Source organism: Paenarthrobacter sp. 10L412 (genome assembly GCF_056395565.1).
This window is the reverse complement of sequence record NZ_JBFTJT010000007.1, coordinates 93,036-113,989: the sequence shown is the minus strand read 5'-3', so window position 1 is coordinate 113,989 and position 20,954 is coordinate 93,036. Positions and strand designations below refer to the sequence as shown.

Genomic DNA, 20,954 nt, shown 5'->3' with positions numbered 1-20,954 from the left:
ATCAGGACGCTGCAAGATCCGCGATCTCCGCGGCACCAGCAGCGAGCAGAAGCTCCGCAACTTCAATGCCGAGCAACGTCGCCCCTACTTCGGTCAGGCCATCGGTGGCTTTCTTCTCGCGCACAGTCTTGGTGCCGTCAACGGCGCAGACAACGGCTTCAAGGTGCAGCATGCTGCCCTTCCTGAAGGCGTAGGCGCCAACCGGCGCGGCACAGCCAGCTTCGAGCCGGGCCAGGACGGCACGTTCAGCTGTCACCGCAAGCCGGGTGTCGTCGTCGTTCAATGCAGCGAGAGCCTGGGCGAGAACACCATTGGAGCCTTCCACCTGCGGGGCGTCCTCCGTGCGGCATTCGATGGCCAGCGCACCCTGACCGGGGGCAGGCAACATGACATCCGTCTCGAAGAACTCGCTCACGGTGTCCAGCCGGTCCATCCGTTCCAGCCCGGCCGCAGCGAGCACTACGGCGTCCAGGTCGCAAGACTTGCCGGGAACAACCTGGTCCGTGGCGTTGCCGGGAAGCCCGGGGACGCGTCCCAGGCGCGTGTCCACGTTTCCACGGATATCCTGCACCTCGATGTCAGGCCGGGCCGCCCTTAGCTGCGCAGCACGTCGGGGTGAACCCGTACCTACCTTGGCGCCACCGGGCAATTCGGCAAGGGTAAGGCCATCCCGGGCACACAAGACATCCCTGACATCCACGCGCTTGGGGGTAGCGGCGATGCTCAGTCCAACTGCAGCCCCCGTGGGCAGGTCCTTCAAAGAATGAACAGCGACATCGCAGGTTTCAGCAAGCAAGGCATCGCGCAGGGCCGCCACGAAGACACCCGTGCCGCCCATCTGTGACAGCGAGCCAGTCCTGACATCGCCCTCGGTCTTGATGTGCACCAGCTCCACCGGGAAGCCACCAACAGCTGCCAGCCGATCGGCCGTCTGCTGGGTCTGGGTCAGCGCGAGCTTGCTGGCCCGGGTGCCAATGCGGATGCTCACTTGCTGACCTCCGAGGAGGTGTAAGCCTCATGTCCGACGCCGATAGTGGAGCCGACCTCGGCAATAACCGGCTTTGCTCCCCGGAAGTTTTCGCAACAATTGGGGCGGCAAACGTCGTACCAAGGACCAAGGTCCGTAACGTGGGGACGATCGGCGATGTTGTTATCCACCGTGCGTTCACAGATCAGGTCAACCAGCCCGGAAACAAAGGCAGCGTGCGTTCCCGGGGTGGGCACGCGGGTGGCTTCCATCTCCAGGTTCCTGCAAGTCTCCAAGGCTTCGGTGTCCAGGTCCCAGGCAACCTCCATATGGTCGCTGACGAAGCCGAGGGGAACGATCACGACGCCGCGTACGCCTTCGGGGGCGATTTCTTCGAGGTGATCGTTGATGTCCGGTTCCAGCCAAGGAATGTGCGGCGCGCCGGAGCGGGATTGGTACACAAGGTCCCAGGCCACGTTCGGGGCAACGGCATCCATGATGGCCTGGGCGTTTGCCAGGTGCTGTGCCGCGTAGGCAGATCCTTCTGCGAACTCGCGCGGCTCGTCCTCGGACCTGCCGGCTGCTTCGGCGTCGCGCGTGGGGATGGAGTGGGTGGCAAACAGGACTCGGATTTTTGAATCGGGGTCGGATTCGCCGGCGGCAATGAGCTTGCCGCGGATTTCTTCGAGGCCGGCGGCGGTACCTTCAAGGAAAGGTTGCACAACGCCGGGGTGGTCGAAGTACTGGCGGATCTTGTCCACCTCGAGCTTACCGTCCAGCCCTGTTTCGGTCAGCGCGATGCCAATGTCTTCACGGTACTGGCGGCAACTGGAGTAGCAGGAGTAGATGCTGGTGGTGAGCATCAGGATCCGGCGGTGGCCGGCGTCGTAGGCGTCCTGCAGGACCGGAGCGATGTACGGGTCCCAGTTCCGGTTGCCCCACAGGACCGGAAGCTCAATGCCGCGTTTGGCCAACTCGGCCTCGATCGCGGCCTTCAGTTCACGGTTCTGCTGGTTGATGGGGCTGATGCCCCCAAATGCGCGGTAGTGGTGTGAGACCTCTTCAAGGCGTTCATCCGGGATGCCACGGCCACGGGTGACGTTACGGAGGAAGGGAATGACATCTTCCTGGCCTTCAGGACCACCAAAGGATGCAAGAAGCACGGCGTCGTACTGCTTTGCTTCCTGGCGACCACGCTCGGTGACCTCGTTGGGGGTGGTGGAGACGGCAAGGCCACTCATGCGAGGACCTCTGCAATCTCGGCAGCAGTCACGCGGCGGCCTGTGTAGAACGGGATTTCTTCGCGGACATGGTTGCGGGCGTCGGTTGCGCGCAGGTGGCGCATGAGGTCAACGAGGTCAACGAGTTCAGGTGCCTCCAGGCCAAGGATCCACTCCCAGTCACCCAGCGCGAACGAGGAAACGGTATTGGAGATGACCTGCGGGAACTCCCGACCCAGCATTCCGTGGTCACGCAGCATTTTTCCGCGTTCTTCCGCGGGGAGCAGGTACCACTCGTAGGAGCGGACGAACGGATAAACGCACAGCCAGGTGCTGGGCTCGACGCCCCGCGCATAGGCCGGGACGTGGCTCTTGGCAAACTCGGCTTCCCTGTGGACGCCCATGGCAGACCAGACGATCTCGGTGCCGGCGAAGAGCTTGCTGCGGCGAATGGAACGGACCGCTGACTGAAGGTCTTCCGGCTTTGATCCGTGCAGCCACACCATGATGTCGGCATCCGAGCGCATGGCGGAAACGTCGTAACTGCCCCGCAGGGTCACGCCTTCTTCGGCGAGCTTCCCTTCAAGGGCTTCAAATTCCTGGGCAGCATCGCCGCTGCGCAGGACGTCGGCCGAGCGCTTGAAGACGGTCCAGAGCGTAAAGAACTGCTCTTCGGTTCCAGCAGTTTTAGTGACAGATTCGGCAGAAGTGTGGCTCATGGTTCAAGTTTGCCCCGTGCCAGCCACTAAGTCGAAACGGATCACTTCTACAAGGCGTAGAAGTGACACAAATCACGAAATTGGGCGAATATCGCCGATGGCTTGGGCGAGCTGCGAGCGGGTATCCGCCACCACGGCGGCAAGGCCATTACCCGCCAACCAGCCACCAACGACCGTTAGGCCATCGGCTCCGGCACACACCTGCCGGACCTGCCCTACGCGCTTTTTATGACCGACGGCGGCAAACGGCAAGGCGCCTGCCCAGCGCACCACATCCCAATCGACAATGTCCGCGCGCGTCACGGGCACCGTCAACAACGCCGAAGCATCATCAAGCGCTGCGGCCAGCAACTCCTCATCTTCCATGACAACATCCGGCACTCCCCCATCGGCCTCCTCACGGCGTCCATAGGAAAGGCGCAGGACGTGCGTGCCCGGCCCGGCCTCCTCTGCCAGCCAGTCCCATTTGGCAGTGGCATGCGTCAGGGCCTTCGCCCGGATACCCGGGGTCTGGGGGGCCACGAGGATTCCAGTGCCACGGGGCCGTCCGTCAAGCTCGGGAAGGTCAACAACCATCGTCACCAAGCTCACCAAGGGTCCGGGAGCAGGGCGAAGGCCGGACAGTTCCGGTACAGCCCTTTCCAGGAGCCCCACGGCAGCGGGTCCATCCAGCGCTACGACCAGCCGACCGGCGTCGTACGTGCTTTCACCGGCCCTGACCCGCCAACCATTGCCGGTTTTCGAAACGGTGTCAGCGCTCTTTCCACTCACCATGTCCACGCCCCGGCGGCGAAGGTCGTTGACCAGCGCGGTGACCAGTGTGTTCATGCCGCCCTTCAGACCCGCGACGGCGGAACCTGCTTTAGCGGATCCGGAACCTGGGCCGGGGGCTGCCTTGCGCTGGGCAGCAACAGCTGCAGCCAAGGACCCGCGCTCCTTCATGCCGGCGCGGAGGCCGGGAGCGACCATATCGACGTCCAACAGGCCGGGATCGGCGGAGTGAACACCACCCACCACCGGAGCAACCAGCCGCTCCAGGACCTTCTTCCCCATGCGGGCGCGGACCAGTGCAGACACGCTGGCGACCTCGGATGTTGTGCCAAACGAAGCGGGCAGCCAGCGGTCCAGGGATGCACGCAGGGCGCCGGAGAGGCCAAGCGAACGCCTGACCTCGGGGTCCCAAGGATTGGCCGGAATACCAAGAATTCCCGTCTTGGGCAGCTCTTGCGGTCCATCCGGCAGCTGCACCCAGGCGCCGCCCGGGTGCGGGGAAACGATCTGGCCCTGCAGCCCGAGTTCGCGCGCCAGATCGGCCACAGCTGAGGACCTTGTGGCAAAGGACTCGGCCCCGCTGTCCAATGACAGGCCGGCCACCACATGACTTCCGACGCAACCGCCCCAGGCCTCGCTCGCCTCAAGGATGGTCACCGAGGTTCCAGCCATTGCCAGTTCCCGCGCAGCCAGAAGGCCGGAAATGCCGCCGCCGACCACAACGGCGGTAGGCCCAGTCGTTGATTGCGTTGTGGCTGCTTCCTTCGCTTTGCCGTGGACGTGTCCCCCGCGCATGCGTCCTACTCTGCCGGGATCGAGTGGATGAGCTCCACAACCCGCGTCAGGACAGCCGGGTCCGTCTCCGGGGGCACGCCGTGGCCCAGGTTCACGACATGCCCTGGAGCGTGCGAGCCCGCCGCGATGACTTCGCGGACATGCGCCTCCAGGACCTCCCACGGGGCCGGGAGGAGGGCAGGGTCAATGTTGCCTTGGAGCGGAACCGTGCCACCCAGGCGGCGGTTGGCCTCATCCAGTGGCAGCCTGTAGTCCACCCCTACAACGTCCACGCCGACGTCGCGCATGGCGACCAGGAGCTCGGACGTTCCGGTACCGAAGTGCACCAGCGGAGCACCCAACCCGCGCACGTGATCCAACGCCCGCGCTGACGCAGGAGCCACGTAGTTGGCGTAATCAGCCAGGCCCAAGGACCCAGCCCAGGAGTCAAAGAGCTGTCCGGCTGACGCCCCGGCCTCAAGCTGTGCCTGAAGGAACATGCCGGAAGCATCCGCTGCCCAGTTGGCGAGGGCTGCCCAGGTTTCGGGGTCCGCGTGCATCATGGTCCGGGGGCCGAGGTGGTCTCGCGAAGGTTTCCCCTCCACCATGTAGGCGGCGAGCGTGAACGGCGCGCCGGCGAACCCGATGAGGGGAGTCTTGCCAAGTTCCGCCACCGTCAGGCGAACGGCTTCGCGGATGGGCTCAAGTGCTTCCCATGTCAGCTTGGGAAGGGCAGCCACATCGGCGGCCGTCCGGACCGGCTTGTCCAGGACCGGACCCACGCCCGGAACGATGTCCACGCCAACGCCTGCAAGCTTGAGGGGGATAACGATGTCGGAGAAGAAGATGGCGGCATCCACATCATGGCGGCGAACCGGCTGCAGGGTAATCTCCGCGGCCAGTTCGGGACGAAGGCAGGAGTCCAGCATGGCAACGCCCTCGCGGACCTTCAGGTATTCCGGCAAGGACCTGCCAGCCTGGCGCATGAACCATACCGGCCTGCGTGACGGCTTGCCGCCCCGGTAGGCGGTGATGAGCGGGGACTCCGACGTACGGCCGTCCATCAACGGGTGATCCGCGCCAAGTTTGCCGGCAGGTTCGCCTGCAGGGGCGTTGGTGGCCGTACTATTGGATGCTGCCGCGCTAGAAGTCATGCCTTTGATTGTGCCGAAAATCCCGGCCAAAAGATAACGACAGGCTGTCACGTCCCACCCCTCCAACCGGTGGGGTGGCGGGGATCACGGAACCGCGTGTGAATTCCCACTGCGCCGCATTGTTCTACCGGCCTGCGAAAAAGCTATGATTGGGGTGCTGTGGTTCTTTTCTCATTGGTGGCTACACACGCCGACATCGACCTCGAAACCGTTGCTCAGCTGAGCAACGGTTCCTCTGAGCTTGCCTCTTCGGCCCTCTCCGGATCCCCGCTGGTCTCCGGCGCCGTGGTCCTGGCAACCTGCAATCGCTATGAGATCTACGGCGAAACAGCCAACGGAGCAGGCCTCGAAGCCGCCCGATCGGCCCTTGTCTCCCAGATCAGCGAATTGAGCGGCCTCAACGAACAACTCGTGTCCCGCTCCTTCAGCACACACACGGGACCTGACGTCACCCGCCACCTCTTCGCTGTAAGCGCGGGCTTGGACTCTGCAGTGGTGGGCGAACGCGAAATAGCCGGCCAGGTCCGCCGGGCCCTGATCACCGCGCAGCAGGAAGGCACTGCGAGTTCCGGGCTCGTCCGCCTCTTCCAGGCTGCATCCAAGACCGCAAAAGACGTTGGCGCCCAGACGGCCCTCGGCTCCCGCGGCCTTTCCATCGTCTCTGTAGCCTTGGATCTGGCAACGGACCTTTCTGACAGTGACGATTGGTCTGCCAAGAAGGTAGTTGTCTTCGGAACGGGCGCCTATGCCGGTGCCACCATGTCCCTGCTCCGCGAACGCGGATGCACCGACATTTCCGTCTACTCTTCCTCGGGGCGCGCCGAGGGTTTCGTCGCTACCCGCGGTGGCACAGCGCTCGACGCCGATAGCCTTCCGGCGGCGGTTGCCGCAGCCGACGTCATGATCGGGTGCAGCGGTTCGGACACCCGCGTTGAAGCTGAGGATCTTGCCCGGGTCAGGGCAAATTCCGGCAAACCACTCATCGCGATCGATCTCGCACTCACCCACGACTTCGACCCCGCAGTGGGCGAGCTCGACGGCGTCGAACTCCTCACGCTTGAGTCCGTACGTCTCGCTGCACCCCAGGAACAGGCAGAATCCCTGTCCCATGCCAGCGAGATCGTCAATGGCGCTGCATCCGCATTCGAAGCGGAACGCGAATCCCGCTCCGTCGACTCCGCGATCGTTGCCCTGCGGCGCCACACCATGAATGTACTGGACGCGGAGATGGAAAAAGTCCGTGCCCGCCACGGTTGCACCGCCGCTGCCGAAGAGGTGGAGTTTGCGCTCCGCCGGATGGTCAAGCAGCTCCTGCACATTCCAACCGTGCGCGCCCGCGAACTTGCAGCCAACGGACAGCAAGATGACTACGTGGCCGCCCTGGAAGCCCTGTACGGCATCCAGGTGGAGCAGCCCCAGGCTCCCGCTGCTGCAGAATGCCCCGTGGACCACGAGCAACTCCGCTCCGAAAGCGCCTGACGTCCCAGCCCCCAGCCTGAAGCGGCCAGGGGCTCCACAGATGCTTTCTTAGCGCATCCGGGAAACGAGATCCGGCTAACGAGATCCCGTCAGCCGAAAGCGTTCACTCCCGTCTGTTCCGCGGATAGTTCCCACAGCTTCCGGGCATCTGCCCTGTCAATCGCGTGCGCGTCGACTCCCCTGTACCTTGCCAGGGGCGAATCCTTGTCCGTACGTTCAGCAATGTCGCAGTCCTCGCAGTAGACACCACCCATGCCGGTCAAAGCGGGGGACGTCGCCGCCCAGACAGAAGTAGCGGCCCCTTGCTCTGGCGTCTTGAACCCCTCCCGAAGGTTCCCTTCCGCATCCATCCATCCCGCAGCCACCATTTCTTCTTGAGGCAGGTGGCGTTGGAGTTCGGTCATGATTCCGCCTGGGTGGACTGCGAAAGCACGGACGCCCGAGTCCCTGCCCAGGCGGTCCAGCTCCACGGCGAAGAGCGAATTCGCGGTTTTGGCCTGCCCGTAGGCGCGCCATTTGTCATAGCCTGACGTGAAATTGATGTCGTCAAAGCGGATGGGTGAGAGCTTGTGGCCGGTGGAGGAAAGGGACACAACCCTCGCGTTCCCGGAGGCGACCAGTGCAGGCCACAGAAGGTTGACCAGCGTGTAATGCCCCAAGTGGTTCGTGGCGAACTGTGCCTCCCAGCCGGGCCCAACGCGGTGCTCTGGGCTTGCCATGATCGCCGCGTTGTTGATCAGGATGTCCAGGGTGTCGTGCCGGTCAAGGTAGCGCGATGAGAAGGCCTTGACGCTCGCCTGATCGGCGAGGTCCAGGGCATCCGCTTCCACGGCGTCCGCCAAACCTGCCTCTGCCAGCACCTTCTGTGCGTGTTCGAGCCTGCGCGCCGGAACGGTAACCGTCGCCCCGGCCGAGGCCAAAGCCCTCACAGTCTCCAGTCCAAGCCCCGAGTACCCGCCGGTGACTATTGCGGCCTTACCCGTCAGGTCAAGGCCTTGGACCACTTCCATGGCAGTTGAGCCATGCCCAAAACCGGAACCGATGGGGCGTTGGGGCGTTTCTGTGGATTCTTCGCTCATGCTTGAGCTTTGCACAGATCAGGACCCCTGCGGGCAACGACTAGTAGACGGGCTTTTCGGGTTCGACGTCGCGGACCCAGGCGAGGATACCGCCGTCGAGATGGCTGACGCGCGTGTAGCCTGCCTTCTGCGCGGCCTCCAGGACCGCAGCAGAGCGCGTCCCAGCCTTGCAGTGGAACACGATGTCCTTATCCTGCGGCAACTCCACCCAAGCCTCGCCTGAAAGAATCCTGCCCTGCGGGATAAGGACAGATCCATCGATGTTCACGATGCTGTGCTCGCCGGACTCGCGGACGTCCACCAATTCGAAGTCGCGTTCACCCGCTTCCCGCTCGGCCAGCATCCGGGCAAGGTCCTTCGCAGTGACGGTGTGCTCCTGGTCAGTGGCCGCAGCCGGAGTCACCCCACAGAATGCTTCATAATCCATGAGTTCAGTGATGGGCTCCGCTTCAGGATCCTTGGAGACCTTGATTTCCCGCCAGCTGCCGCCAAGCGCGTCAAACAGCGCCACACGGCCAAGCAAGGAACGCCCGACGCCGGTAATCAGCTTCACTGCCTCCGTCACCATGAGGGATCCAACCGCGGCGCACAACATACCGAAGACTCCGCCCTCACCGCATGAAGGCACTGAGCCGGCGGGCGGGGCTTCAGGGTAGAGGTCACGGTAGGTGGGGCCGTGCTCGGCCCAGAAGACGCTGACCTGCCCGTCGAAGCGGAAGATGGAGCCCCAGACGTACGGCTTGCCCAAAATCGCGGCGGCGTCGTTGACCAGGTAGCGGGTGGCAAAGTTGTCGGCGCCGTCCAGGATGAGATCGTAATCGGCGAACAGTTCCAAGGCATTCGAGGAGTCAAGGCGGACGTTGTGCAGGACAACATCCACCAAAGGGTTCAGCTCCGCAATGGCTTTCCGCGCAGATTCGATTTTGGGGGTGCCCACGTCCTTGACGCCGTGGATGACCTGCCGCTGCAGGTTGCTGAGGTCTACGTCGTCGTCGTCGACGATTCCCAGGGTTCCTACGCCCGCCGCGGCGAGATACAGCAATGCTGGAGATCCCAGCCCGCCGGCACCTATGACAAGAACTTTCGCATTCTTAAGCCTGCGTTGGCCCAGAGCGCCGATTTCCGGAATGATGAGATGCCGGGAGTACCGTTCCACCTCGGCCGGCGTTAGTGCGGCGGCCGGTTCAACGAGGGGCGGCAGGACAGCGGGCGCGGGGTGGGCAGCAAGAATTGAGGCCATACCCCAATGTATGCCTGCCGATGCCGCCCGGTCATATTACCCACCGGTACAGTGGTCATAACTGCAAAGGAAAGGCGGCAGACTGTGGCTGACGGCACACGGGCAAACGATGGAGCACCAGCGAAGCAAGAACGGACTGCTTCGACGCGTTCAGCAAGGTTGCCCCGGGACGAGCGCCGCGCACAGTTGCTCAACGCCGCCTTGGAAGTTTTCGTATCCAACGGCTTCCACGGTGCCGCCATGGATGAAATTGCCGAGACGGCGCATGTGAGCAAGCCGGTCCTGTATCAGCATTTCCCTTCCAAGCGCGAGCTGTACATGGCGCTGCTGGACAGCCACCTGGCCGCCCTGACCGATTTGATGCTCAATGCCCTGAACTCCACCACGGATAACAAAGAGCGTGTAAAGGCAGTCATGCGGGCCTACTACAGGTTCATTGCCGACGACGACCAAGCCCACCGCCTGGTTTTCGAATCCGACCTCATTAATGACCCCGATGTCAGCTCCCGCTTGGAGACCTTCAACAAAACGTTCGCCGACGCCGTGGCCCACGTCATCGCCGAGGACACCAAGTTGCCCCCTCTGGAAGCGCAGCTCCTGGGCCGGGGACTGGCAGGAATGGCGCAGGTCAGCGCCCGTTACTGGCTCGAAACCGACGGAAACCTCGACCTCGATGTAGCCAGTGATCTGATCTATCGTTTAGCTTGGCGCGGAATCAGTCGATTCCCCAAAGAGTCCTAGGCTACAAATAGAGGACTGACTTAAAACTTGATTGGCTTGGAGGCCTTGCTGTGGAAGTAAAGATCGGCATTCAGAATGTTGGCCGTGAAATTGTGCTCGAATCCGCACTCGATGCTGAGGCTGTAGCCAAGATCGTCGGAGAGGCCATCTCCAAGGGTTCGGATCTGCGGCTCACGGATGAGAAGGGCCGCCAGATCATCGTTCCCGGCAGCGTGTTGGGCTACGTGGAAATTGGTGCCGAGGAAGTCCGCCGCGTCGGTTTCGGCGCACTCTAGCGGTTCCCAGTTACAGCTGCCGCTAAGGAGTCTCCATGCTTTCACTCGTTGTGGTGGTTCTTGCCACCATCGCTACAGGATTCATCGTGTGGGCAAATGACAAGCGACACGGCAAGTACGGCATTGCATTGCCTGCGGGCGTTTCGGCAACCGTCGGCGTGCTGGGCTGGATAGCTCTCATCATGGCCGGCTTTGGTTACCAGCCCGGGCTGACTTGGATCCCCTGGGTCCTCCCTATCATGTTGGGGACGGCCGTCGCGATTGCCGTCGTGGTCCTTCTGGGCCGCAAGCGCACCCAGCATGACACCGCCGCCCTCACCAAAGCTTTGAGGCTCTAAGGCGCTGCTCACTCTTAAACGGCGCTGGCCATCACCCATAGGTGATGGCCAGCGCCGTTTAACTAACCTGCTATCCCGCTCAATCTCCGGGATAGCGATCCGGCTGCGCCAGGGCACCGGACGCGGCTGCGGCCTCGCTCACGGCAGCCGCAGCGGCGATGTCGCGTTGGGTCACCTGGCCACCTGCATCATGGGAAACGTAACGCAAGAACACCCTGTTGTAACGCCAGTCAAGATCCGGGTGGTGGTTCTGTTCCTCGGCGATCCGGCCAATGGCGGCGATGAGCGCCAAGGCGTCGGCCGCCGTCGAGGTTTTGAATACCGTCACGAGGCCGTCCTGGAGCTTCCAGTCCGGAAGGTCCTTGAGGGCGGCCTCCAGGGCGACCTGGGTCAATGGCTCTTTCCTGTCAGCCACTACTGCTCCTTCATTGAGAGGAACGATGCATTTAGAGGAACTCTGCCCGGCCTTCCATGGCCGATGACGCGAGGGCGTGCTCCCGGCGCGGGATACGGCCCGCCTGCTTGGCCAGCCTACCGGCGATCACCGCGTGTTTGAAGGCTTCGCCCATCTGCACCGGGTTCTGAGCACGGGTCACGGCCGTTGCCAACAGGACAGCATCGCAGCCCAGTTCCATGGCCAGCGCGGCATCAGAGGCAGTCCCGATGCCGGCGTCGAGTACTACCGGAACAGAGGCCCGGGACACGATCAGTTCGATGTTGTGCGGGTTCAGGATGCCCAGCCCCGTGCCAATTGGCGAGCCGAGGGGCATGACTGCTGTGGCACCCAGGTTTTCCAGACGCAGCGCGAGGACAGGATCGTCATTGGTGTAGGCGAAGACCTTGAAACCACGGTTCACCAGCTGTTCGGTTGCCTCCACGAGTTCCACCGCATCCGGAAGGAGAGTATGTTCATCGGCGATGACCTCCAGCTTCACCCAGTCCGTCTCCAGCGCCTCCCGGGCGAGCTCCGCGGTCATCACTGCGTCTTTGGCAGTAAAACAGCCAGCGGTGTTGGGCAGGACCCGGATGTTGTGATCCAGCAGGAGTTGAAACAGTGAACCTGTCTCGGCCGGCGAGTACCGGCGCATTGCCACAGTGGTCAGTTCCGTCCCTGAAGCCAGAAGGGCTGCTCCCAACCCGTCCAGACTCGGCGCACCACCGGTACCCATGATCAGGCGGGAGCCGAATTCGACGCCGTCGATCACCAAAGCGTCTGTTCTGATGTCAGTTTTTGCTGCGGTCATTTTTTCAGCCTCCCTGGACTGCGGTTACGAGTTCGAGTTCGTCTCCATCGGCGAGCGCAGTCGCGGCCCATTGGCTGCGGGGCACTACCTCGGAATTACGTGCGACGGCGACACCCAGCTTGCCGCCGTCGGCTGCCTGTCCCCGGTGGTCCAGGACCCGGCCTGTGATGGCGCTGACGAGCGTGCTGACGGATGCGTCGTCCGCCACGGCGTGTTCGGAGCCGTTGAGTTTGATGTTCATGGTGTGTCCTTGATTGCTGATTGGAGGCGGTGATCCTGCGTTGCCGTAAATCGATCAGGCCGGAAAATGGACCATCGGGGGTCGGCTGAGCCGCTGATCAGCCCGCCTACGATTTTGGCGGCCACAGGCGTCAACAGAACGCCGTGGCGGAAGAACCCGGACGCGATCACGAGACCGTCGATGGTGCCCTCAGGCCCTGAAACACGTCCCAGTCCAGAAACGCGTCCAAGCAATGGTGCGTTGTCCGGAGTGCCGGGCCGTGCGCGTGCTGTCGCTTCCAACAGTTCCAGCTCCGCCACCGCAGGCACCAGCACTTGGGCGTCCCGCAGGAGTTGATAGACGCCCCCGGCGGAGACTGCATTGGTGGAAGCGGATAGACCGTCCTCGCGCTGCGTGGCTCCAATCACCACCGTGCCATCGTCCCGGGGCACGATGTAGACCGGCACCCCGCGGACCATGCCCCGGATGGTGGATGTGAGGAGGGGCTGGAGGTGTTGGGGAACGCGCAGCCTGAGGATGTCGCCGTAAACGGGCCGCAGGGGCAGCGTGAGCCCCTCGGGGAGATTGCCGATCTTTGTCGCATCCAGCCCGCAGGCAATTACAGTTTCTTGGGCAAAAACGACGGCGCCGGAATCGACTTCCACCCCGGTGACGCGGTCCCCGTCCCAGAGCAAACGGGATGCGTGGAGCGGCAGGGCGAAACCGCTCTCCGCTCCGCAAACCCACGTTGGGTCACTTGGTCCGTGGGCTGACAACCCTTCCATGAGGCACCGTGCAAGGCGCCGCGGATCCACTTGGTGATCGGCCGGTATCTCGAAGGCACAGGAAATCTGTGGGCTCAGCAAAGGCTCACGCTCGCGCGCTTCCCGCAATGACAATGGCTCCACGTGGAGCCCCGCGGCCTGCTGGACTGTGCGGAGGTCTGCCAGCGCGCGGCGGTCGGCGGCGTCGGCACCAACGGCGATTGTCGACGTCGTGCGGTATCCGTTGGCTGATTCGCCGCCATGGACGCTCCGGATGAAAGCGGGCCACAGTTGGGAGGATTCCAGCATGAGTTCCAGGAGGTCTTCCTCCTGGTAGTGGAGCTCACTGACCGGAGCCAGCATTCCAGCGGCAGCGAACGTCGCACCCGCTGCGGGGGTGGGATCAATGAGGACCACAGAGCGGCCCTGGCGGCGGGCTTCGTGGGCGATGCCAAGGCCGATGATGCCGCCACCAATGACTGCGACGTCTGCCTGCAAGGGGTTTTGGCGGGATTCTGCCATATGTTTCCTTCCCTACGCCGGTATTAGCCGGATCAGGTCAAGCGGTCGGCGCTGAAGCCCTCTCAGCCGGACGGTCATATGACGCTGTCACGGCTCCCGCAGTACGTGCCCAGTTTAGAGGAACTACTCTGGTTTCCATGACCCAGCATGATGTCCACACCACTGCCCGCCTCTACTTGTGCACTGATGCCCGCAAACGCCAGGGCGATTTCGAAGACTTCGTCGACGCCGCGTTCGAGGGCGGCGTAGACATCATCCAGCTTCGCGACAAGACGCTCGAGGCCGCCGAGGAGCTGGAGGTCCTGGAGGTTCTGCACAACGTGGCCCAACGGCACGGGCGGCTGTGGGCCGTCAACGACCGCGCCGATGTTGCCAGTATTTCCGGGGCTCCGGTGTTCCATATCGGGCAAAAGGACATCCCCCTGCGCGCCGCACGTCACCTCCTCCACGACCGCACCGTGATCGGCCTCTCCACCCATACGCCGGAGCAGGTTGACGCCGCGATAGCTGCCTCCCCTGGCAGGAGCGGACTGGATTATTTCTGTGTTGGTCCGGTGTGGGCAACGCCCACAAAGCCAGGCCGTGAAGCAGTTGGGCTGGACCTGGTCACATATGCCGCGGAAGCCGTAAAGCGCGCGGACGAGGAGACCGTAGGTGGCGTCCTCCTCCCCTGGTTCGCTATTGGCGGCATCGACCTCAGCAACATTGAACAGGTGGTTGCCGCGGGAGCGAGCCGGGTCGTCGTGGTGCGGGCCATCACTGAGGCAGAGGATCCGACGGCGGCGGCCAAGACTTTGCTGGAAGCGCTCGACGCCGGATAATCACCCGGCGCCCTGGTGGCCGCGGAGAATATGCGAAAGTCTCCTAAGCCGTGAGTCCGAGCCCGGACATGCGTCGCCCATGCCGCTCCGCAAGCTCGGCCGTGAGGGCCTTGACTGCCGTGCGCGCATCCCCGCCGCCCTTGAGCAGCGGTCCTAACTGGGGATGTTCCATGCCTACGCGTTGTGCTTGCGTCAGCGCTTCACCGACGAGGCGGCGGCCCCACAAAGCCAGTCGCGACGCAAGGCGGGGATCATCAGCCAGAGCCCTGCGCAGGAGGACGCGTAATACTTCCGTGGCTTGGTCCGCGGAGGCAACCTTCTGGACAAAGAGTTGCGTCCCGCCGTCAAGGAACGACGCGACCATGCGGTAAAAGTCCGATGACACGGTGTCGATCACATAGGCCTTCATGACGGATTCAAACCAGTCCGCTGGCTTTGTTCGCTCGTGAAAGTGGTCAAACGAGCGCTGGAACGGAAGCATGGCCTCTTCGGCATCGAGTCCCATCTCCGATAGCCGGCTGCTGATCAAGGCGAAGTTTCCGTAAGCGCCAACGGCAATCTTTGCCAGCACTGCCCTGTCATGGAGGGTGGGAGCGTACCGGGAGTCGAAAGACAACCGGCCAAACGCGGAGAGCTCGCCGTACGCCATGGCTCCCAGCAGCTCCGAAGAGAGGCGCTGGACGCGAGCATTATCGTCCAAGGAAGTGCTCATGGTCCAAGACTATCCAGCGATTTCGGGCTAACCTGATTTTCGTGTCACATCATCGGATTTCGCCCAACGTCGACGACTCGTCGGACCAGCTCGCGGAGGCATTTGCAGCCCTCCGGACCGAACTGGAACTCCCGGGCGAGTATCCGGCCGAGGCCGTGACGGAAGCCCGGAAAGCAGTGGAAAACCACATGCTGCCGGACCGTGACCTCAGGGACATTCCGTTCGTGACCATTGATCCGGCCACGTCCACCGACCTGGACCAAGCGGTGTTCATTGAACGTGCCGGTGACGGTTACAAAGTCCTCTACGCAATCGCGGACGTGCCATCCTTTGTTGCTCCCGGCGGGGCACTCGATGCCGAAACCCGGCAGCGGGGGCAAACGTTTTACGCTCCTGACGGGAGGATCCCGCTGCACCCGGAGGTTATCAGCGAGAACGCCGGAAGCCTGCTGGCTGGTCAGGACTGCAGCGCCTTCGTGTGGGACTTCGAACTGGACCACAATGCGGAGGTATCCGCCACGTCAGTGGCCCGTGGCACCGTCCGTAGCCGCGCCAAGCTGAGTTACAGGGGTGCCCAGGAACAGATCGATGCCGGCACGGCCCCACCAGTGCTTGACCTCCTCAAGGAGGTTGGCCTCAAGCGGGCGGAACTGGAACGTCTGCGTGGTGGCGCCAACCTGAACATGCCGGAGCAGGAAATCGTTCAGGCAACCGGTGGCGGCGGCTACAGGATTGTGGCAGCGCCGTCCCTGCCTGTGGAGGACTGGAACGCGCAGATATCACTGATGACCGGGATGGCAGCGGCCCAACTGATGCTCGACGGAAAAGTGGGCATCCTGCGCACCATGCCGGCACCGGACGAACGGTCACTGCTCCATTTCAAACGCCAGACCAGGGCTCTCGGGAAACCCTGGGACGGCGAGGTCACGTACGGTGAATACCTCCGGACACTTGACGCTTCGGATCCCAAACAGCTGGCCATCCTGCACTCTGCAGGAACACTCTTCCGCGGCGCTGGATACACACCTTTCGATGGCGAACTTCCACCCAACATCATCCAGTCAGCCATCGGCGCGCCCTATGCCCACACCACGGCCCCTTTGCGTCGCCTCATCGACCGCTTTGTCCTGGTGATCTGCGAGGCCCTCAGCAACGGCCACCAGATCCCGGCGTGGGCGCGGGAAGCACTTCCATCCCTGCCTGAGATCATGGCCGCATCCGACCAACTGGCCGGGCGGCTGGAGCGTCTGGCCATGGACACCGTGGAAGCTGCACTCGTGGCGAACCACATCGGCGAAGAGTTCGATGCCGTGGTCATCTCCGGTTCCAAGCCATCCAATGGCACGACCAATGGCAATGGAAGGGCAAACGGAAACGGCAATGGGCCGTTCGGCATCATCCAGATAGCCGAACCGGCGGTGACAGCCCGATGTGACGGCGAACTGGAATCAGGCACCAAGGTCCGGGTGCAACTCCTGAAGGCCGATATCGCCAGCCGCGAGATCCGTTTTACCCTGCTCCCCTGAAGCCCCGCAGCACCCGAACTGACCCCGATCCGGGCTTTAGCGCTCCCAGAGGATAGACTGACCCTGTAGTAATGGATGCCCGGTCGTTGATTCAGTTAATTTTTGAACTCAACAAGCCCGCCCCTACGCGATCTTGAGATGTGCCCGCTGGTCACCAGTGCCAGTACTAGATAGCCCGCGATCGGCTTCCACTGGATTAGCTTGCGCGCCCGTTCGTGCTCCGGTACGGCTCCGCCACCCGTTGAGCATGCAGCGCCAATGCCCAAATGAATAAGGAAACTCCCTGTGAGTGAATTGCACACCCATGAAGTCCTGACGGACGCCACCGGCACCGAATCCATCGAACCCGAGGAAACGATCATCTCTGATGAGACGCCCCACGAGATCGAAGAGAAATCGTTCGCTGACTACAACGTCCGCGCCGACATCGTCGAATCCCTCGCCGATGCCGGTATCACCCACCCCTTCCCCATCCAGGCCATGACGCTGCCCGTAGCCCTCAGCGGCCACGACATCATTGGTCAGGCCAAGACCGGTACAGGCAAGACCCTCGGTTTCGGCATTCCGGCACTGCAGCGCGTGGAAGGCCGGGATGACCCCGGCTACGCCAAGCTGGCCGTCCCCGGTGCACCGCAGGCCTTGGTCATCGTTCCTACCCGTGAGCTTGCGGTACAGGTGGCCAATGATCTCCAGACGGCATCCCGTAAACGCAACGCCCGCATCGCCACGATCTACGGTGGCCGTGCCTACGAACCGCAGGTTGACGCCCTCCAGAAGGGCGTCGAGATAGTGGTTGGCACCCCCGGCCGTTTGATCGACCTCTACAAGCAGAAGCACCTCAGCCTGAAGAACGTCAAAATGGTGATCCTTGACGAGGCCGACGAAATGCTGGACCTCGGCTTCCTGCCGGACGTGGAAACACTCATCGCAGGTACTCCGGCCGTTCGCCAGACCCTGCTCTTCTCCGCCACCATGCCCGGCCCGGTCATCGCGATGGCCCGCCGCTACATGACGCAGCCCACCCACATCCGCGCTGCCGATCCGAACGACGAAGGCCTCACCAAGCGCGACATCCGCCAGCTCATCTACCGTGCCCACAGCATGGACAAGACAGAGGTAGTGGCCCGCATCCTGCAGGCCCGCGGACGTGGCCGCACCATCATCTTCACCAAAACGAAGCGCACCGCGGCCAAGGTCGCAGAGGAACTGGTGGACCGCGGATTTGCCGCTGCTGCGATCCACGGCGACCTCGGCCAAGGCGCCCGCGAACAGGCTCTGCGCGCGTTCCGCAACAACAAGGTGGATGTCCTGGTTGCCACGGACGTTGCCGCCCGTGGCATCGACGTTGATGACGTTACGCACGTCATCAACTACCAGTGCGTGGAAGACGAAAAGATCTACCTGCACCGCGTGGGCCGTACGGGCCGCGCCGGCAACAAGGGAACCGCCGTCACCTTCGTCGACTGGGACGACATGCCCCGCTGGGGCCTGATCAACAAAGCACTGGGGCTCAGCGTTCCGGAGCCGGTTGAAACCTACTCCTCTTCCCCCCACCTCTACAGTGACCTCGACATTCCCGAGGGCACCAAGGGCCGCCTCCCGCGCAACAAGCGCACCCTTGCCGGTGTCGAGGCCGAGGTCCTCGAGGACCTGGGCGAAACAGGCAAGAAGAACTCCCGTTCCGGCGGTTCATCCCGTGACGGTGGACGCGATGGCGGCCGTGGCAGGGACGGCGGCCGTGGCCGTGGAAACGCAGCCAAGTCCACCGAAGCCAACTCGGAATCCAACGGTGAGGGCGGACGCAACCGTACACGCCGCCGTCGTACATCCGAAGCCGATGCGGCCCCTGCTGCCGGTTCCTCCGAAACCCGCACCGCTACTGGCGACAATGCCGAGAAGCCGGCCCGCACGCGGCGTACCCGCACGCGCCGCCGTAACGGCGAAGTGGTTTCCGGCGAGACCGCTGGCGCCCAGTCCGGCAACTCCGAGGCCTAAAGTCCTCAATGACTGAAACTGTTTGGGCGCCGGACGGCGGCAATCTGGTGGTGCACGCGGACAACGCGGAATTCCTCCCGACACTGCCGGACGGCGCCTTCACACTCATTTACGTGGACCCGCCCTTCAACACGGGCCGGGTCCAACGCCGCCAGGAAACACGCATGGTCCGCAACGCGGACGGCGACGGCGACCGCGTCGGGTTCAAGGGACGCTCCTACGACACCATCAAGGGTGCCCTTCACAGCTACGATGACGCCTTCAGCGACTACTGGTCCTTCCTGGAACCCAAGCTCGTAGAGGCCTGGCGGCTCCTTGCCGACGACGGCACGCTGTATCTGCACCTGGACTACCGCGAGGTGCACTACGCCAAGGTGATGCTGGACGCCATCTTCGGCCGGGAGTGTTTCCTCAACGAGATCATCTGGGCCTACGACTACGGCGCCCGGGCCAAGAACCGCTGGCCCACCAAGCACGACAACATCCTGGTGTACGTAAAGAACCCTGCGAAGTATCACTTCGACAACGCTGAAGTGGACCGCGAACCCTACATGGCCCCCGGCCTGGTCACGCCTGCCAAACGCGAGCGGGGAAAACTTCCCACGGACGTCTGGTGGCACACCATCGTTTCGCCCACCGGCAGGGAAAAGACCGGCTACCCTACCCAAAAACCCGAAGGCCTGGTGCGCAGGATCGTCTCTGCTTCAAGCCGCGAGGGCGACTGGTGCCTGGACTTCTTTGCCGGATCAGGAACCCTCGGCGCTGTTGCCGCCAAGCTGGGGCGCAACTTCGTCTGCGTGGACCAGAACGAGCAAGCCATCGACGTCATGCGGAAGCGCCTTGGCACCAAGGCCGTCTTCCACCGGACGGAGCCTTTGCCGGAAGGCACCCTGGATCAGGCCGTGCCCTTCACGAATGCCTGAACAGCGTCGGCGATCATTTGCACGGCGATGGCCGAAAGCAAAAGCCCCGCGATCCTGGTGACGAGCTCCACGCCGTTCTCGCCAAGGACGCGCTGCACCACACCCGCGAACCGCATGGCCAGGTAGAGCGAGCAAAGCACCACCGCGATGCCCAGCCCGACCGCAAGGTACTCAGACAGGACGCTGGACTGCTGGACGAAAACCATGACCGCAACAATGGCGCCCGGCCCTGCCATCAATGGCGTCCCCAAAGGCACGAAGGCCACATTCTTGTACTTCGCGGCGTTCTCCTCGCCGCTGGTGGAACCTGTGAGCAGCTGCAGGGCGATCAGCACCAGCAACAATCCCCCGGCACCTTGCAAGGCCGCCAATGAGATGTGCATGTAGTTGAGGATCGACTGGCCGAAGATCGCAAACACCACGATCACGCCGGTAGCCACCACAAGAGCCTGCAACGCCGAACGGTTCCGGTCGCGGGCAGGCATCTGGGCAGTCAAAGACATGAATATTGGCACCGTGCCGGGAGGATCCATGATCACGAACAGCGTGACGATCACGGATGCGAACAACTGCAGATCCATCAGCGAACAACCGTGCTGCCGGTTGCGAGTTCCTCGATCCGTGCCAGGACGTCCGGGGATGTCAGGTTCTCTCCCAGCCGATTCGGTTTTCCGGCTCCGTGATAGTCGGATGATCCCGTGATGAGCAGCCCATGTTCGGACGCCAGGTTGCGAAGGAACCCACGTCCTTCTTCAGGGTTGTCGCGGTGTTCAATTTCCAGGCCAAGCAGTCCGGCGTCGATCATCTCCCGGTACGTCCGCTCCCCCACAATTCGTCCCCTCGCCGAAGCGACCGGGTGCGCGAAGACCGGCACGCCACCAGCGGCACGGACAAGCTCGACGGCGATAGCGGGGTCGGGTGCGTAGTGCTGCACGAAGTATCGCGAATGCGAGGTGAGGATGGACGTGAAGGCTTCGGAGCGGTCCGCGACCACGCCAGCAGCGACCAAGGCATCCGCGATATGCGGGCGCCCTACGGTAGCGCCAGGAGCAACATGGTGGATGACGTCGTCCCACGTCAGGGGGTAATCCTCGGACAACAGTGTGACCATGCGCTCGGCGCGCGTGAGCCGGGCGTCCTTTGACTTGGTGATCTCTTCAAGAAGCCCGGGGTGGGAAGGATCATGCAGGTAGCTCAACAGGTGGACGCTGATCCCCTGCTCCGTCCGGCACGAGATCTCCATTCCGGGAACAAAAGTGACTCCGTGCTCCTTGGCAGCGGCAGCAGCCAGCTTCCACCCATCAGTGGAATCGTGGTCCGTCAGTGCAATGACGTCCAGGCCTGCAGCTGCGGCCGAAATGATCACCCCGGCGGGGGTCTCGGTTCCGTCGGAAACATTCGAGTGCGTATGCAGGTCTATCCTCACTTTCCCAGCCTATGGGATGCGGACCGCCTTGGGGCGTTGCGCCG

At 63.1% G+C, this 20,954-nt stretch carries 22 protein-coding genes and 1 riboswitch; of the genes, 8 read left to right on the top strand and 14 right to left on the bottom strand.

The features are described 5' to 3' along the window. Position 1: 1 nt before the first annotated feature. The 5 genes from hemC to hemE form a co-directional block, all read right to left on the bottom strand. Positions 2 to 988, bottom strand: coding sequence for a hydroxymethylbilane synthase (gene hemC, locus AC1DD7_RS10860; protein ID WP_477514973.1), 987 nt, complete (start codon positions 986 to 988; stop codon positions 2 to 4). Further along, positions 985 to 2,208: a ferrochelatase gene (locus tag AC1DD7_RS10855; protein WP_477514972.1), complete on the bottom strand. Its 1,224-nt coding sequence runs from the start codon at positions 2,206 to 2,208 to the stop codon at positions 985 to 987. The genes hemC and AC1DD7_RS10855 overlap by 4 nt, the downstream gene beginning before the upstream one ends. Continuing rightward, positions 2,205 to 2,906, bottom strand: a complete 702-nt coding sequence (gene hemQ / locus AC1DD7_RS10850) for a hydrogen peroxide-dependent heme synthase (protein ID WP_216924089.1) — start codon at positions 2,904 to 2,906, stop codon at positions 2,205 to 2,207. Before hemQ ends, AC1DD7_RS10855 begins: the two co-directional genes overlap by 4 nt. 72 nt (positions 2,907 to 2,978) lie before the next feature. Then, on the bottom strand, positions 2,979 to 4,472 hold the full coding sequence (gene hemG / locus AC1DD7_RS10845) for a protoporphyrinogen oxidase (protein ID WP_477514971.1): 1,494 nt from the start codon (positions 4,470 to 4,472) through the stop codon (positions 2,979 to 2,981). Between the two features lie 5 nt (positions 4,473 to 4,477). Continuing rightward, a complete protein-coding gene (gene hemE, locus AC1DD7_RS10840) occupies positions 4,478 to 5,605 on the bottom strand; it encodes a uroporphyrinogen decarboxylase (protein ID WP_477514970.1) in 1,128 nt (375 codons plus the stop codon). 159 nt (positions 5,606 to 5,764) lie between these two features. Between hemE and AC1DD7_RS10835 the strand changes: the two genes are divergently transcribed. After that, positions 5,765 to 7,084 (top strand): glutamyl-tRNA reductase, encoded by a 1,320-nt coding sequence (locus AC1DD7_RS10835; RefSeq protein WP_477514969.1) that lies wholly within the window; start codon positions 5,765 to 5,767, stop codon positions 7,082 to 7,084. An 89-nt stretch (positions 7,085 to 7,173) separates the two neighbouring features. Here AC1DD7_RS10835 and AC1DD7_RS10830 read toward each other — a convergent pair whose 3' ends face one another. Both AC1DD7_RS10830 and moeB read right to left on the bottom strand, forming a co-directional pair. After that, positions 7,174 to 8,163, bottom strand: coding sequence for an SDR family NAD(P)-dependent oxidoreductase (locus tag AC1DD7_RS10830; protein WP_477514968.1), 990 nt, complete (start codon positions 8,161 to 8,163; stop codon positions 7,174 to 7,176). Positions 8,164 to 8,203: 40 nt separating this feature from the next. Then, the gene (gene moeB, locus AC1DD7_RS10825) at positions 8,204 to 9,403 is read right to left on the bottom strand and encodes a molybdopterin-synthase adenylyltransferase MoeB (RefSeq protein WP_477514967.1); all 1,200 of its coding nucleotides are present in this window, start codon (positions 9,401 to 9,403) and stop codon (positions 8,204 to 8,206) included. A 6-nt stretch (positions 9,404 to 9,409) separates the two neighbouring features. On the opposite strand from moeB, the gene AC1DD7_RS10820 reads away from it, so the two are divergent. The 3 genes from AC1DD7_RS10820 to AC1DD7_RS10810 are packed head-to-tail and all read left to right on the top strand — an operon-like array spanning position 9,410 to position 10,757. Further along, positions 9,410 to 10,144: a TetR/AcrR family transcriptional regulator gene (locus AC1DD7_RS10820; RefSeq protein WP_477514966.1), complete on the top strand. Its 735-nt coding sequence runs from the start codon at positions 9,410 to 9,412 to the stop codon at positions 10,142 to 10,144. Positions 10,145 to 10,194: 50 nt separating this feature from the next. Further along, complete coding sequence (locus AC1DD7_RS10815) at positions 10,195 to 10,419, top strand: DUF3107 domain-containing protein (protein ID WP_477514965.1); 225 nt, start codon at positions 10,195 to 10,197, stop codon at positions 10,417 to 10,419. A gap of 35 nt (positions 10,420 to 10,454) precedes the next feature. Next, on the top strand, positions 10,455 to 10,757 hold the full coding sequence (locus tag AC1DD7_RS10810; RefSeq protein WP_477514964.1) for a hypothetical protein: 303 nt from the start codon (positions 10,455 to 10,457) through the stop codon (positions 10,755 to 10,757). Positions 10,758 to 10,836: 79 nt separating this feature from the next. Here AC1DD7_RS10810 and AC1DD7_RS10805 read toward each other — a convergent pair whose 3' ends face one another. From AC1DD7_RS10805 to thiO, 4 genes are all read right to left on the bottom strand, one after another. Then, positions 10,837 to 11,172, bottom strand: a complete 336-nt coding sequence (locus tag AC1DD7_RS10805; RefSeq protein ID WP_477514963.1) for a 4a-hydroxytetrahydrobiopterin dehydratase — start codon at positions 11,170 to 11,172, stop codon at positions 10,837 to 10,839. A gap of 31 nt (positions 11,173 to 11,203) precedes the next feature. Then, complete coding sequence (locus tag AC1DD7_RS10800; RefSeq protein ID WP_477514962.1) at positions 11,204 to 12,001, bottom strand: thiazole synthase; 798 nt, start codon at positions 11,999 to 12,001, stop codon at positions 11,204 to 11,206. A gap of 4 nt (positions 12,002 to 12,005) precedes the next feature. After that, on the bottom strand, positions 12,006 to 12,242 hold the full coding sequence (gene thiS / locus AC1DD7_RS10795) for a sulfur carrier protein ThiS (protein ID WP_431115800.1): 237 nt from the start codon (positions 12,240 to 12,242) through the stop codon (positions 12,006 to 12,008). After that, positions 12,239 to 13,507, bottom strand: a complete 1,269-nt coding sequence (gene thiO, locus AC1DD7_RS10790; RefSeq protein ID WP_477514961.1) for a glycine oxidase ThiO — start codon at positions 13,505 to 13,507, stop codon at positions 12,239 to 12,241. Before thiO ends, thiS begins: the two co-directional genes overlap by 4 nt. Further along, a riboswitch (TPP riboswitch) is annotated at positions 13,500 to 13,617 on the bottom strand. (Overlaps the previous gene by 8 nt.) A gap of 27 nt (positions 13,618 to 13,644) precedes the next feature. On the opposite strand from thiO, the gene thiE reads away from it, so the two are divergent. Then, on the top strand, positions 13,645 to 14,328 hold the full coding sequence (gene thiE, locus AC1DD7_RS10785) for a thiamine phosphate synthase (RefSeq protein ID WP_431115803.1): 684 nt from the start codon (positions 13,645 to 13,647) through the stop codon (positions 14,326 to 14,328). Between the two features lie 43 nt (positions 14,329 to 14,371). Here thiE and AC1DD7_RS10780 read toward each other — a convergent pair whose 3' ends face one another. Further along, positions 14,372 to 15,040 (bottom strand): ferritin-like fold-containing protein, encoded by a 669-nt coding sequence (locus AC1DD7_RS10780; protein WP_477514960.1) that lies wholly within the window; start codon positions 15,038 to 15,040, stop codon positions 14,372 to 14,374. A gap of 41 nt (positions 15,041 to 15,081) precedes the next feature. On the opposite strand from AC1DD7_RS10780, the gene AC1DD7_RS10775 reads away from it, so the two are divergent. From AC1DD7_RS10775 to AC1DD7_RS10765, 3 genes are all read left to right on the top strand, one after another. Continuing rightward, the gene (locus AC1DD7_RS10775) at positions 15,082 to 16,566 is read left to right on the top strand and encodes an RNB domain-containing ribonuclease (RefSeq protein WP_477514959.1); all 1,485 of its coding nucleotides are present in this window, start codon (positions 15,082 to 15,084) and stop codon (positions 16,564 to 16,566) included. Positions 16,567 to 16,851: 285 nt separating this feature from the next. Beyond that, complete coding sequence (locus AC1DD7_RS10770) at positions 16,852 to 18,561, top strand: DEAD/DEAH box helicase (RefSeq protein WP_477514958.1); 1,710 nt, start codon at positions 16,852 to 16,854, stop codon at positions 18,559 to 18,561. 8 nt (positions 18,562 to 18,569) lie between these two features. After that, on the top strand, positions 18,570 to 19,484 hold the full coding sequence (locus tag AC1DD7_RS10765) for a DNA-methyltransferase (RefSeq protein WP_477514957.1): 915 nt from the start codon (positions 18,570 to 18,572) through the stop codon (positions 19,482 to 19,484). Here AC1DD7_RS10765 and AC1DD7_RS10760 read toward each other — a convergent pair. Further along, positions 19,457 to 20,065 carry a MarC family protein gene (locus tag AC1DD7_RS10760; RefSeq protein WP_477514956.1) on the bottom strand — a complete coding sequence of 203 codons (609 nt, stop codon included), beginning with the start codon at positions 20,063 to 20,065 and terminating at the stop codon, positions 19,457 to 19,459. The two genes, AC1DD7_RS10765 and AC1DD7_RS10760, sit on opposite strands and share 28 nt — an antisense overlap. Continuing rightward, a complete protein-coding gene (locus AC1DD7_RS10755; RefSeq protein WP_477514955.1) occupies positions 20,065 to 20,910 on the bottom strand; it encodes a PHP domain-containing protein in 846 nt (281 codons plus the stop codon). The genes AC1DD7_RS10760 and AC1DD7_RS10755 overlap by 1 nt, the downstream gene beginning before the upstream one ends. Positions 20,911 to 20,954: the final 44 nt, after the last annotated feature.

What these genes read in the sequence shown, in the direction of transcription:
- AC1DD7_RS10855 (WP_477514972.1), bottom strand. Translation starts at nt 2,208, where the DNA reads ATGAGTGGCCTTGCCGTCTCCACCACCCCCAACGAGGTCACCGAGCGT.
- hemQ (WP_216924089.1), bottom strand. Translation starts at nt 2,906, where the DNA reads ATGAGCCACACTTCTGCCGAATCTGTCACTAAAACTGCTGGAACCGAA.
- hemG (WP_477514971.1), bottom strand. Translation starts at nt 4,472, where the DNA reads ATGCGCGGGGGACACGTCCACGGCAAAGCGAAGGAAGCAGCCACAACG.
- hemE (WP_477514970.1), bottom strand. Translation starts at nt 5,605, where the DNA reads ATGACTTCTAGCGCGGCAGCATCCAATAGTACGGCCACCAACGCCCCT.
- AC1DD7_RS10830 (WP_477514968.1), bottom strand. Translation starts at nt 8,163, where the DNA reads ATGAGCGAAGAATCCACAGAAACGCCCCAACGCCCCATCGGTTCCGGT.
- moeB (WP_477514967.1), bottom strand. Translation starts at nt 9,403, where the DNA reads ATGGCCTCAATTCTTGCTGCCCACCCCGCGCCCGCTGTCCTGCCGCCC.
- AC1DD7_RS10820 (WP_477514966.1), top strand. Translation starts at nt 9,410, where the DNA reads ATGTATGCCTGCCGATGCCGCCCGGTCATATTACCCACCGGTACAGTG.
- AC1DD7_RS10810 (WP_477514964.1), top strand. Translation starts at nt 10,455, where the DNA reads ATGCTTTCACTCGTTGTGGTGGTTCTTGCCACCATCGCTACAGGATTC.
- AC1DD7_RS10800 (WP_477514962.1), bottom strand. Translation starts at nt 12,001, where the DNA reads ATGACCGCAGCAAAAACTGACATCAGAACAGACGCTTTGGTGATCGAC.
- thiS (WP_431115800.1), bottom strand. Translation starts at nt 12,242, where the DNA reads ATGAACATCAAACTCAACGGCTCCGAACACGCCGTGGCGGACGACGCA.
- thiO (WP_477514961.1), bottom strand. Translation starts at nt 13,507, where the DNA reads ATGGCAGAATCCCGCCAAAACCCCTTGCAGGCAGACGTCGCAGTCATT.
- thiE (WP_431115803.1), top strand. Translation starts at nt 13,645, where the DNA reads ATGACCCAGCATGATGTCCACACCACTGCCCGCCTCTACTTGTGCACT.
- AC1DD7_RS10780 (WP_477514960.1), bottom strand. Translation starts at nt 15,040, where the DNA reads ATGAGCACTTCCTTGGACGATAATGCTCGCGTCCAGCGCCTCTCTTCG.
- AC1DD7_RS10765 (WP_477514957.1), top strand. Translation starts at nt 18,570, where the DNA reads ATGACTGAAACTGTTTGGGCGCCGGACGGCGGCAATCTGGTGGTGCAC.
- AC1DD7_RS10760 (WP_477514956.1), bottom strand. Translation starts at nt 20,065, where the DNA reads ATGGATCTGCAGTTGTTCGCATCCGTGATCGTCACGCTGTTCGTGATC.